Source organism: Ewingella americana ATCC 33852, from assembly GCF_000735345.1.
Taxonomy (GTDB): Bacteria; Pseudomonadota; Gammaproteobacteria; order Enterobacterales; family Enterobacteriaceae; genus Ewingella; species Ewingella americana.
Genome location: NZ_JMPJ01000061.1, coordinates 19,762 through 31,897, shown reverse-complemented (window position 1 = coordinate 31,897; position 12,136 = coordinate 19,762). Strand labels below are relative to the sequence as shown.

At 53.9% G+C, this 12,136-nt stretch carries 13 protein-coding genes; 6 read left to right on the top strand and 7 right to left on the bottom strand.

The window, feature by feature from the left end; all coding sequences use genetic code 11:
- Both GEAM_RS12770 and ypfH read left to right on the top strand, forming a co-directional pair.
- Positions 1-607: tRNA-binding protein (locus tag GEAM_RS12770; RefSeq protein WP_281627029.1), on the top strand; the 607-nt coding region annotated here is incomplete at its 5' end.
- A 127-nt stretch (positions 608-734) separates the two neighbouring features.
- On the top strand, positions 735-1,361 hold the full coding sequence (ypfH, locus tag GEAM_RS12765; protein WP_034792079.1) for an esterase: 627 nt from the start codon (positions 735-737) through the stop codon (positions 1,359-1,361).
- Positions 1,362-1,424: 63 nt separating this feature from the next.
- Here the strand turns inward: ypfH and GEAM_RS12760 are convergent, their stop codons facing one another.
- The 5 genes from GEAM_RS12760 to GEAM_RS12740 form a co-directional block, all read right to left on the bottom strand.
- Positions 1,425-1,610: a YpfN family protein gene (locus tag GEAM_RS12760; protein ID WP_034792078.1), complete on the bottom strand. Its 186-nt coding sequence runs from the start codon at positions 1,608-1,610 to the stop codon at positions 1,425-1,427.
- A 10-nt stretch (positions 1,611-1,620) separates the two neighbouring features.
- On the bottom strand, positions 1,621-2,295 hold the full coding sequence (locus GEAM_RS12755) for a M15 family metallopeptidase (protein ID WP_034792076.1): 675 nt from the start codon (positions 2,293-2,295) through the stop codon (positions 1,621-1,623).
- Positions 2,292-3,419, bottom strand: coding sequence for a succinyl-diaminopimelate desuccinylase (gene dapE / locus GEAM_RS12750; RefSeq protein WP_034792074.1), 1,128 nt, complete (start codon positions 3,417-3,419; stop codon positions 2,292-2,294). Before dapE ends, GEAM_RS12755 begins: the two co-directional genes overlap by 4 nt.
- 1 nt (position 3,420) lies before the next feature.
- A complete protein-coding gene (locus GEAM_RS12745) occupies positions 3,421-3,804 on the bottom strand; it encodes an ArsC family reductase (protein ID WP_034792073.1) in 384 nt (127 codons plus the stop codon).
- 179 nt (positions 3,805-3,983) lie between these two features.
- Entirely contained in the window at positions 3,984-4,457 is a 474-nt protein-coding gene (locus GEAM_RS12740) for a tetratricopeptide repeat protein (RefSeq protein WP_034792071.1), read from the bottom strand.
- A gap of 138 nt (positions 4,458-4,595) precedes the next feature.
- Between GEAM_RS12740 and ypfM the strand changes: the two genes are divergently transcribed.
- Positions 4,596-4,772, top strand: a complete 177-nt coding sequence (gene ypfM / locus GEAM_RS23565) for a protein YpfM (protein ID WP_147283376.1) — start codon at positions 4,596-4,598, stop codon at positions 4,770-4,772.
- Between the two features lie 195 nt (positions 4,773-4,967).
- Here ypfM and acrD read toward each other — a convergent pair whose 3' ends face one another.
- Positions 4,968-8,150, bottom strand: a complete 3,183-nt coding sequence (gene acrD / locus GEAM_RS12735; protein ID WP_034792069.1) for a multidrug efflux RND transporter permease AcrD — start codon at positions 8,148-8,150, stop codon at positions 4,968-4,970.
- A 419-nt stretch (positions 8,151-8,569) separates the two neighbouring features.
- Between acrD and GEAM_RS12730 the strand changes: the two genes are divergently transcribed.
- Together GEAM_RS12730 and nudK are read left to right on the top strand one after the other, a co-directional pair.
- On the top strand, positions 8,570-8,854 hold the full coding sequence (locus GEAM_RS12730; protein ID WP_034792089.1) for a winged helix-turn-helix domain-containing protein: 285 nt from the start codon (positions 8,570-8,572) through the stop codon (positions 8,852-8,854).
- A 98-nt stretch (positions 8,855-8,952) separates the two neighbouring features.
- The gene (gene nudK, locus GEAM_RS12725; protein ID WP_034792068.1) at positions 8,953-9,528 is read left to right on the top strand and encodes a GDP-mannose pyrophosphatase NudK; all 576 of its coding nucleotides are present in this window, start codon (positions 8,953-8,955) and stop codon (positions 9,526-9,528) included.
- Between the two features lie 101 nt (positions 9,529-9,629).
- Here the strand turns inward: nudK and GEAM_RS12720 are convergent, their stop codons facing one another.
- Positions 9,630-10,802: a hypothetical protein gene (locus tag GEAM_RS12720; protein WP_034792067.1), complete on the bottom strand. Its 1,173-nt coding sequence runs from the start codon at positions 10,800-10,802 to the stop codon at positions 9,630-9,632.
- 187 nt (positions 10,803-10,989) lie between these two features.
- Here GEAM_RS12720 and GEAM_RS12715 point away from each other — a divergent pair, with 187 nt between their 5' ends.
- Positions 10,990-12,063 carry a DUF1176 domain-containing protein gene (locus GEAM_RS12715; protein WP_034792088.1) on the top strand — a complete coding sequence of 358 codons (1,074 nt, stop codon included), beginning with the start codon at positions 10,990-10,992 and terminating at the stop codon, positions 12,061-12,063.
- Positions 12,064-12,136: the final 73 nt, after the last annotated feature.

Genomic DNA, 12,136 nt, shown 5'->3' with positions numbered 1-12,136 from the left:
GCGGGCTTTATTGGCGCAACAGGCTGAGATGGCCGCCAACGAGGGGTTGGATTTTCTGTCCGTCAGCTTCGGCTATACCGCCGAGCTTAGTGCTTTATGGCAGCAGGCCGGTTATCGCCTGTTGCGCGTGGGAAGCCAGTTGGAGGCCAGCAGCGGCTGCTACGCCACCATGGCCGCGCTGCCAATCAGTAATGCGGGCCGGCGCATGGTCGAACAGGCCGAACAACAGCTGGCGCGCGACTGGCCTTGGCTGCGGCAGCTGATCGCCCTTGAACTGGATGTGGAACAGGACCTGAGTCAGGCACTTAGTGAAGCCGACTGGCGCGAACTGGCCGGTTTTGCTTTCGCTCATCGCGCCGTGGAAAGCAGCTATGCCGCCTTGCAGCGCCTGCTGCTGGCGAGTGAACTGCCGCTGGCCGCGCTGCGGGCGCATTTGCAAGATAAGCTACCCGTCGCCGAGTGCGTCGAACGGCTCAGTCTCAGCGGTCGTAAAGCCCTACTTCAGCGCTGGCGGCAAGAGGCGGCACAGGCGCTGACGCAGCTCGACCCCGCGTCCTGCGAAACGTGGCGCAGCTTCGCCAAACCGAAAAATGGCGGTGGGGAATAGCCTGATTTCATTGCAATAAATGGAACGATTCGTTCAACAAAACCCGATTTACCCGGTTGTGAACCTAGGTATAGTGGCGGGAGAGACGCGCCCGGTGCGCAGTAATATTGATTGAAAGGAAAAGGTCATGGCGAGTCAAAATGTGATTGTCCAACAGCCGGAAGGTGTGGCGAATAAACTGATCCTGCTGTTTCACGGCGTAGGGGATAACCCGGTGTCGATGGGCGAGGTGGGGAAGTTCTTCGCCAAGGCTTTCCCTCAGGCGCTGGTGGTCAGCATCGGTAGCCCGGACGTTTGCGACTTTGGCCGCGGCTTCCAGTGGTTTTCCGTGCAGGGCGTGACCGAGAAAAACCGCCAGTCGCGTATCGACGAGGCAATGCCGCTGTTTGTTCGCACCGTGCGTGAATGGCAGGCCAGCAGCGGCGTAGCGGCAGAAGACACGGCGATTATCGGCTTCTCACAGGGCACCATTATGGCGCTGGAGTCGACAAAAGTTGAGCAGGCGCTGGCCGGGCAGATCATTGCTTACAGTGGCCGCTTCGCCAACCTACCCGAGCAGCCGATCGCCGCCGGAACCGCCGTGCATTTGATTCACGGCGAGCAGGATCCGATTATCAATCCGTACCAGTCGAAAACGGCCTTTGAACGCCTGCAATCGCTGGGCGCCGAGGTGACATTAGATTTGCTGCCGCACATGGCGCACGGGCTGGATGAGCAGATGATCGCGCTGGCGCTGGGGTATTTGCGGGGTTAGGTGATTGTTTTGCGCCCTCTCCTTTCTAAGGAGAGGGCGCAAAACCAGAGTCAAATCAAAAACCTACTTCTTCTTAGGCCAATCGTCTTCGTCATCCCACTGGGCATTGTTATCACGATGCGGTGGAATTTCAGGTTTATCATTGAGGTATTTCTTCACGTCAACGCGGTTTAGCTCTTTGATTCCGCTGATGACGATCCCCGCCAGTATGATCAAAATAATCCACCAGTAATCTTTAATCCACTCCATGGCTGACTCCTTATTGTTTTGGTATTGCGATAAAACGCGGGAAAATCGTTGCCAGATGATTTGTCACCCAGTCACAGCCCGCAACCTCTTGTCCTCGCCATGCTTCAATCAGCACCTCTGGCGTGAGCCGTGTTTCACACTGCGCTGCCAGAGGGCGGTAACTCAAATGCCAAGGCTCGACGGCGACGCCGCCACGGTCGATATCATAAGGGCGATAGAAACCAAAGCTCGCCATATTGTCCGAAAGCCACTGATTCAGGTCAGCAAAGTAGCCGCCTGCTTCATACTCCCACGGCTCTAGCTGAAGCTTGCTCCCTTGCGGCAGCAGATCGGGGTCGTAAATATCTAAATCGCTTCCCCAATGATGTCGGCTGGCACCCGGCAGGGCGGACCAGCGCAAAATCAGCTCGCAGCGTTCGGCATCGCTCAGCGAAACCACCTCAACCGGGCGGCTCTCCTTATCTAATACTGGGCGCTCACCGCGAAATTTGCCATTCCAAATCGCTAATTGCCGCTCGAAATCACGAAAGGTGCTCGCCGGTTGCAGGTTAAAGCCCGCCAGACGGGCTGCGTCTTGCATGCGGGTGAAAGCTTCTACGGCCTCGGGCTGTAGCCGATGTGGACCCTCGTTGATGGGCGCGAGGTGGGCCGCCGAACGGCCGGTCAACATCAGGTTATCTATCATGCGGCCAGTTGCTCCATGATCCGCTGGTACATGCGGCTCAACAGTTGCAGGTCGGCGGCTTGTACACATTCATTGATTTTATGGATGGTGGCGTTCACCGGCCCCAGCTCAACCACCTGTGCGCCCATCAGTGCGATGAAACGCCCGTCGGAGGTGCCGCCGGTGGTTTGCAGCTCGGGAGTGATTTCGCTGTAATGGCGAACCGCATTCACTACCGCGTCAACCAATTCGCCACGCGACGTGAGGAACGGCTGGCCGGAAACCACCCAGTTTAGCGTGTATTGCAGTTTATGCCGGTCGAGCAGCTCCGCCACGCGCTGTTTGATGATGGCGTCGGTCAGTTCGGTGCTAAAGCGGAAGTTAAACTGCACGTACAGCTCGCCGGGGATCACGTTATTGCTGCCGGTTCCGGCATTAATATTGGCGATTTGCATGCTGGTCGGCGGGAAGAATTCATTGCCCTGATCCCACTCGGTGGCGACCAGCTCATTCAGCGCAGGCATGGCGCGATGCACCGGGTTGTCTGCCAGATGGGGGTAAGCCACGTGGCCCTGAACGCCGTGAACGTGCAGGTTGGCGGTCATTGAGCCGCGACGGCCATTTTTGACGATATCGCCCACGCGGGTGGTGCTCGAAGGTTCGCCCACCAGACAGAAGTCCAAACGCTCGCGGCGCTCCATCAGTGCATTGACCACTTTTACCGTGCCATTGACCGCGCTGGCCTCTTCGTCGGAGGTGATCAGGAAGGCGAGGCGGCCCTTATGGTTCGGATTGCTGGCGACGAAGCGCTCGGCGGCAACCACCATGGCGGCCAGCGAACCTTTCATATCTGCCGCGCCGCGGCCGTAAAGCATGCCGTCGCGCAGGGCGGGTTCGAACGGGCCGGTGACCCACAGGCTAGGATCGCCGGTCGGCACCACGTCGGTGTGGCCCGCGAAGGCTAAGGTTTTACCTTCGCCACGGGTGGCCCAGAAATTCAGCGTATCGCCGAAGTTCATCGCTTCAATTTTGAAGCCAATGGCTTTCAGGCGCGCAATCATAATCTCCTGACAGCCTGCGTCGTCCGGGCTGAGGGAAGGGCGGCGAATTAACTGTTGTGCTAAATCGAGAACGGGGCAGCTCATGTTATTTCACCTGTTCGATAAATTGCTGATAGCTTTCTGGCTTGAAGCCAAGCAGCGATTCGCCGCTGGCGGCCAGTAAAAATGGGCGCTTAATCATGGCCGGATGCTCCAGCATCAAGGCTTTGGCGGCCTCCTGATTGTCACAGGCGGCGCGGGTGGCTTCATCCAGCTTGCGCCAAGTTGTGCCTTTGGTATTTAACAGCGCTTCCCAACTTTGCTTGTCGATCAACTGCTGTAAAAGGTCGGCATCCAGCCCGTCTACGCGGTAATCATGGAAGCGATAATCGCTGCCGTTATCTTCCAACCAGCGGCGCGCTTTTTTAACCGTGTCGCAATTTTTAATACCGTAGAGGATGAAAGGGGTCTTTGAGGATGTTTCTGCCATGGGAAAACGTTACCTGTTATAAGCTGAAAGTGCCTGTCAACCCGCCTCGGGCTGATGAATAAGATGAGGCACATAATGCGGGAAAATCCCTTAGGGGTCTACCTGAGGCACAGATTGAAAGATTAAATTCAAAGAGTGTAAGAATTATTAAAAATATTAATGAATATTTACAGTCGCTATTATTCGATGCGATCCAGATCATCACTATAAAAGGTGATGGCTTTCTTGTAGCGAATAATCTCTTCACTGGAATTACTGTTCATCAGCAGCATTAATAATTGCGCCACGGCTTCTTTAGCATGACCGAGATTATATAAGGTCATGGCGCGGAACATCCTGATTTCGCTGGCGTTCGGAAACAGCCTCAGGCCGGTATCAAAGGTCTCCAGAGATTCCTGATAGCGCCCCAGTGCGCGGTAGGTGCTGCCTAAGCCGAGATAGGCATCGCGTAAATCCTGCCCACTCAGTTGGTGATTAATGGCGGCCTGATAAAACGGAATCGCCTGTTGCTCAAGTCCAAGACAGTCATAGAGCGACGCCACGTTATAGAGCAGTTGTGGATTTTGCGGGGAGGAAGCAAGCGCACCCAGCGCGCTTTGCAGTGCTTCTTCATAGCGCCCCTGAGCGCTCAAATTCTCAATAGTTTCTAGCATTGCTCTGACCTTATGGGTTCTTTTTGTTGGATATCGAACAGTTGCCACTGGCTGGCAGGCAACTTAAGCCAAATAAAATAACCTTTCGCAACGCCAAGGGCAAATAACTGATGAATTTTTAGCCGCATTGCTAAGCGTATGATTAATCTGATTACCGCTTTTACTACTGTGATCCTGATTAAAATATCGCTAATTAGAATTTGTGAGGTTAATTTTTCGCCGTATAATCCCTTCCGTCAATTCAAGGGGAGTACCATGGTCGAGCAAGAGTTAGTTAACTGGAAAGACTTTATCGATGCCATGCTGCGCGGTTAATCGCCAGCTTGAGATTAAGATAAAGCAAAAAATAAAAGTGTAATTTAGTCCTTCTTAACGTTTTAAACGCTTTAAATTAAAAGCACCAACGGGACCAAAATGAGTACCTAAATAGAAGACATAAATTCAGGTACGCTAAATAAAAAGGCGCTAATTTGATTAGCGCCTTTTTTTATCGATTATTTTTCACCGTGGTTATTTATGTGGATCGCCTTGCGGGCCGGAATGAGGATCTGGCGCGGCTTCAACAATATCGCCAATCAGCGGCGCGACAGTTGGCTTCGCTGGGAAACGGCGGCGCACTAACATAAAGAACAGCGGCACGAAGAAGATAGCCAGCACGGTGGCTGAAATCATCCCGCCAATTACGCCGGTGCCCACCGCGTGCTGGCTGGCAGAGCCTGCGCCTTGGCTGGTCGCCATTGGCAGCACGCCGAAGACGAAGGCCAGCGAGGTCATCAGAATTGGGCGCAGACGCATGCGGGAGGCTTCAAGCGTTGATTCCAGCAGCGCCTTGCCTTTCAGGTTCAGGTCATTGGCGAATTCGACAATCAGAATGGCGTTCTTCGCCGACAGCCCGATGATGGTCAACATCCCCACCTGGAAATAGACGTCGTTTTCCAGCCCGCGCAGCCAAGTGGCAATCACCGCACCAATTACGCCCAGCGGCACAACCAGCATCACTGAGAACGGAATGGACCAGCTTTCGTACAGCGCCGCCAGACACAGGAATACCACCAACAGTGAAATGGCATACAGCGCCGGGGCCTGCGCACCTGACAGACGCTCCTGATAGGAGAGGCCGGTCCACTCAAGGCCGAAGCCGCTTGGCAATTTGGCAACCAACTTCTCCATGGTGTCCATGGCCGCGCCGCTGCTGATGCCCTGCGCCGCTTCACCAACAATTTCTACTGCGGAATAGCCGTTGTAGCGTTCGAGACGCGGCGAGCCGGTTTCCCAGTGGGAGGTGGCAAAGGCGGAGAATGGCACCATGCCGCCGCTGCTGTTGCGCACATACCATTTATTCACGTCGTCCGGCAGCATGCGATAAGGCGCGTCGGCCTGTACGTAAACCTTCTTCACGCGACCGCGATCCACGAAGTCATTGACGTAGGTCGAGCCCCACGCGGTGCTCAGCGTACTGTTGATATCAGCAATCGCCACGCCCAGCGCCTGTGCTTTGGCTTGGTCAATTTCGATTTGCAGCTGAGGGCTGTCATCCAAACCGTTGTGACGCACGCGGCTCAGGCTCGGGTCTTTGCTGGTCATGTCCAGCAGCTGGTCGCGGGCATTCATTAATGCGTCGTGGCCTAAACCGGCGTGGTCCTGCAATTCCATGTCGAAGCCTGCCGAAGTCCCCAAGCCATTGATTGACGGCGGGGCGCTGGCAATAACGCGGGCTTCTTTAATGTGGCGGAACTCTTTGGTGGCGCGCTCGATAATGTCCTGCGCCGAGTTGCCGCTGGCAGTTCGGTCATCCCAATCGGTCAAACGCACGAACATACGGGCGACGTTCTGCCCGTTACCGCCGGGGCCTGCGCCCAATGTCGCGAACACCGATACCACGTCTTTAGTCTCTTTGGTCAGCAGGTAGTGCTCAATCTTCTCCACGACTTTCTGCGTCTGTTGCAACGTCGAACCCGGCGGCAGCTGGACCTGAATGGTAAACACGCCTTGGTCTTCCTGCGGCAGGAAGGAGGTTGGCAATTTGACGAACAGGAATGCCAGCAGGCCCACAATCAGCAAGTAGCCGAACATAAAGCGCACGCTGTGTTTCAGGACGCTGCTGACGCCGTTTTCATAGCGATTGGCATTGCGGTCGAACATCCGGTTGAACCAGCCGAAGAAGCCGGTTTTGCCATGGTGATGCCCTTTGGCAATAGGCTTTAGGATGGTGGAACACAGGGCAGGGGTGAGGGTCAGCGCAACAAACACCGACAGCACCATGGCGGCGACAATGGTGATGGAGAACTGGCGATAAATCGCGCCAGTAGTGCCGCCAAAGAAGGCCATCGGGATAAACACCGCTGATAGCACCATGGTGATACCGACCAGCGCACTTTGAATCTGCCCCATGGATTTTCGCGTGGCTTCTCTGGGGCTTAGCCCCTCCTCGCTCATCACGCGCTCGACGTTTTCCACCACCACAATGGCGTCATCCACCAACAGGCCGATGGCTAACACCATGGCAAACATGGTGAGGGTGTTGATGGTGTAGCCAAACTGATGCAGCACCACGAAGGTGCCCAGCAGTACCACCGGCACGGCAATAGTTGGAATAAGCGTCGCACGGAAGTTCTGCAAGAACAGGTACATAACCAAGAAAACCAGCACGATAGCTTCGAACAGCGTTTTCACCACGTCGGTGATCGCGGCTTTAACAAACGGCGTGGTTTCATAGGCGATACGGGTTTCAAGGCCGTGCGGGAAGTACTTCTCCAGCTCGGTAAGGCGGGCGCGCACCAGCGTGTCGGTTTGCAGCTCGTTGGCACCGGAGGCCAACTGCACACCCATACCGGAAGCGGCCTGACCGTTATAGCGGCTCAGAATACTGTAATCTTCCGCGCCTAAACCGATGGTAGACACATCGCCAAGTTTCACCTGTGAGCCGTCTGCATTGACTCGCAGCGTGATGTCGCGGAATTGCTGCGGCGTTTGCAGCTGTGACTGGGCGTTAACCGTGGCGTTCAAAGCTTGGAAATCAACCGACGGCGCGCCGCCGAGCTGGCCTACCGCCACTTGGCTGTTTTGCGCTTTAATCGCGTTCACCACGTCGGTGGTGGTCAGGGAATAGTTGTTGAGTTTATTCGGGTTGAGCCAGATACGCATGGCGTACTGCGAACCATAGGCGGTAATGCTGCCCACGCCATCGATACGGCTCAGCGGGTCCTGAATGTTGGACGCCACATAGTCGGCAATATCCTGCTTATCCATGCTGCCATCGGTGGAGACGAAGGCCACGGTCATCAGGTTGGTATCACCGGTTTTAGAGACGGTCACCCCTTGGGTCTGCACATCCTGCGGCAAACGCTTAAGGGCCTGTTGCAGCTGGTTTTGCACCTGCTGCAAAGCCTCGTTGGGGTCTGTACCGGCAACGAAACTCAGGGTAATTTGCGATTTACCGTTGCTGCTACTTTGCGACGACATGTACATCAGGTTGTCCAACCCGGTCATGTTCTGCTCGATAATCTGCGTAACGGTATTTTCTAACGTTTGTGCTGACGCGCCCGGATAGGTCGCGGTAATACGCACGTTTGGCGGTGCTAAATCTGGATATTGCTCAATGGGAAGAGAGTGAATGGCCAGTGCGCCGGATAAAGAGATAATGATCGCTAAAACCCAAGCAAAAATTGGGCGATCGATAAAAAAGTTGGCCATGCGTCAAAAACCTCATTATCACCAGTACAGCGTGAAGAACATCAGCAAATAAACAGAATGTCGGTCACCTGGGGGTGAAGTTATATTCTGACAAATAGATCACCGCAAAAATTCCTTGCGCGTCGATGCTTTGCACCGAAATTATTATCCAATCCCAATAAGGATGCCGCAATGCGACGTGTAAGCACTTTACCCGCAACTCGCCAAGAAAACGTGGAGAAATAAAGGAGATAATGTAAAAAATAATACCCCTGACACATTATCAAACCGGTAATTTTCCTACGTTCAGACTACTATTTGATGACAGAAACGAGATGTTCACTATTTGCGATTCGAACGAATGCGCGCTGGAGGTAGTCAGAATAAAGCGCCATTAAAGGCTAATGCAAACAAAAAACGAAGCAGATCAGGAGTTATTCATGGAATTGAATTCAGTCTTTGCTCGCCGATTATATCTCTGTTGGTTGTTGAAAAATGAACCGCGTCTCAACGTGCCTAAATTAATGGCGCGAACCGGCTGGCCGCGTCGCACATTACAGGATGTTTTGAAAGCATTACCGGGGATGGGCATCGAGCTAGAATTTGTACAGCAGGGGATCAGAAATAACGACGGTTATTATCAGATAAAAGCGTGGGGACCGATTGATGTCGCGTGGATAGACCGCCACCCGGAGCAGTTGCTCGAAGCCATCGCCAGAGGATAAAAGCCTGTGCGCGGCAGATATTTCCTTTGTCATCCCGTCCCTAAGACGCCTATGATGTCTGGCTTCTCTCACTGAATTTTATTGGGCGGGGACGCGGTATGTCATCAAAGATTGAAAATGTCCAAAAGCAGTTACTTTCTGATAACTGGTACGTTTTACACAAATACACCTACGACCTCATCAAGAACAACGGTGAGCGCCAGCCGCAGGTTCGTGAAGTTTACGACCGGGGCAACGGGGCCACCATTCTGCTCTACAACCGCCACAAAAAAACTGTCCTGCTGATTAACCAATTCCGCATGCCGACCTACGTCAATGGCAATGCCACGGGCATGCTGCTGGAAACCTGCGCTGGCCTGCTGGATGACGACTCGCCGGAAGAGTGCGTGCGCAAAGAGGCTATTGAAGAGACGGGCTACGTGGTCGGCCCGGTGCAAAAACTGTTCGAAGCCTATATGTCACCGGGCAGCGTGACGGAAATCGTACACTTCTTTGCCGCCGAATATGATGAATCCCAGCGCGCCTATTCCGGCGGCGGCGTGGACGATGAAGACATTGAAGTGGTGGAACTGCCCTTTACGCAGACGCTGGAGATGATTAAAGACGGGCGCATCAAGGACGGCAAAACCATTATGCTGCTGCAATATGCCCAGACGCAGGGCTGGATGGCCTAGATCTTCTTGTACAACAGCCACATGTAAGCTGAACAACCACGCAAAGGCGAGGTAAAGAAAGCCCTTTGCGTGGTCAGCTTTTATGGTCCGAAAGTGCAGAATTACTGCGGCAAATGCAGCTTAACGTTACCCGGATGACCATCAATGGCGCTCCACGGCAATATCGACCAGTCTGGTCCTTCGCACGAACGCATCACGCGGGCAAAGGAAGGGCCAAAATAGACACCCTTAGCCGTTAAATACCACGCCGGGAAGTGCCACACCTGAGCATCCGAGTAGTCGCAGTCGTCATCGCTGTCTTCGGTAGGCTTAACCATCTCTTTAGGATGAGCAACCGTCATCTCTTTCACCAACCAAGGCGCGAATTTTTTCTCGCGATAAGCCGCGAAAGTGTCGAAATCCACATCGCTGGCCCCCGGCGCGGCGCGGTCTTCGGCTTCGCTATAGTGGAAAGGTTTACCTTCGCCGACCCACAGCACGTCTTCCAAAGTTAGCGGCTCGGCGTTTTTCGCATTGAGATTAATCGGTGACTCGCCGAAATCAGGGTGCGCACCGCCGCAATCATAGTTGGTAAACAGACTGACGCTGACCACATCTGCCGACATATAGGTCGGCGTCACCGTCTGGCTGTAATCTCCTTCACCAAAGCGCGTCGCGCCGAGCATACAGGCGTGCCAACTGATGACCTCTTGCCACAGGCGGGCGCGCAGCCGGGTATTGATGGCTTCCAGCTGCTTCTGCGGATAGCCAGACACCACTTCGAACAGGCTGATGTTCGACTGCGGCTCGCTCCACCACTGAAGGGTGTATCCCATGAAATCTTGCTGCTTGCCTTCCACCAGATTAATGCCAGAAAGGCGCAGGTACTCATAAGGATCGCTGTGCAGCAGAGAACCCGGATAGCTGTCATCGCCTTTTGCCGGCAGGACCGCTGGCGTTAAACTAATTGGCAGCGTTTTGCCTTTCGGGTCTGTCCAGGTGCCTTGCCAGTTGCCCTGTGGGTCGTGATCCAGCGTGAGGGAAGGGTGCGGAGTGTCATCAAAGTCATCAGCGCCTTCCGTCAGGCTTAATTCATTGTTTTTCAGCGTGCCGCTCAAAGGCAGGTCCAGACGATATTTCTGATAGAAATAGCGCCCGGTCACCTCTTGTGGCTTATTCAGGTCCAGCTCAACCACCACGTTGGCCTTGCCCAATGTGCCGGTGAATACTGAAAGAGGTTCTTCAGCAAAGGCCGACATCGAGAAAAGCGCCACCCAGACTATCCAAAACTTCATCCGTTTCTCCTGAAAATACGATGATGCTTTTCGCATCTTTATTATCTATTTTTCGGCCCCAGACAACCGCGCTACAGAATATCAGTCTGTTGAGACAGTGAAAGTTTTGTAGCAAAATTAATTTTAATTGCTCGGCATCCTCTTAAGCTATTATCAGGTCGATGAATTCAAAAAAGAGCAGAAAGTGATGAACGCCAATTGGATAACCGCTCCCCTTTTTGTGCTGGCAGGCCTTTTCGCCTCTAGCGCTTTTGCTGATCCTCTACAAACTATCTACAACGACTGGCAGCTCAGTTGTGACAACCTAAACCACTGTTCCGCCAGAAACTCGCAGGACGGGCAGGAGCTAATCCTCAATATTTCTCGCGATGCCGGGCCAGAAGGGCGCGCGGTGATTAAAATTGATTACCAGCGCAGCGGCGATGATTCAGGCAGCGAGCAGCCTATCGCCAATCGTTTACAGCTTGATGGCAGAAGCTTGCCGTTTAATCACCGCGAATGGGATGTCAGTAAAAACAGCCTGACAACCAGCAATCGTCTGGTGGTGAATGAGTTTATCGCCGCGATCCGCGAAGGCAAAAGCATTCAATTAACCGGCAAAACTGACCCACAGCAGGCAGTTAAACCTGCTATCTCTTTGAAAGGCTTTAAAGCCGCTTTGCTGGCAATCGACGCCCAGCAGGGGCGAGTTGGCACCAAAACCGCGTGGGCCAACCGTGGCAATAAACCGGCCACCACGGTTCCGGCCGCACCTGCCGCGCCTTTGCAGCCGCGCTTTAGCGAACCTCATCCGTTAACTGACACTGAAATCTCGGCAATCACGCAGAATGCCGCCGCCACCATTGATAACAATGATTGCAGCCTTGAGCCGTCCGAGCGGGAAGTCCACCTGTTTGCCTTGAGTAATGATAAGGCGCTGATGACGGTCAACTGCGACATGGGAGCCTACAACCTGTTTGTGTTGGGCTTCAGCGTTTCGCGTCAGGCTCCTTATAAAACCGAAGATTTAGCGCTAAATATGCCGTTCAAGCTGGGGGATGAAGAAGAGTCTCCGGAGCTTATCAATGCAGACTTTGACCCGAAAACCGGCGAGCTTTCTACCTTTGACAAAGGGCGGGGGATTGGCGATTGCGGCGTGGCGTCGCGCTGGGTTTACGACGGCAAGCAGTTCCAACTGACCTCGTTCTCCTCCGAGCCAAGCTGCGATGGTTACAGCAGCGGCGGCGAGTGGCCGGTGTTGTGGGTGACGCAAAAACGCTGATTTCCAGCCAATTCCGTCTTCGTCGCAGACAAAAAAGGCATCCCGAGGGATGCCTTTTGCTTTTGGCGTTTTA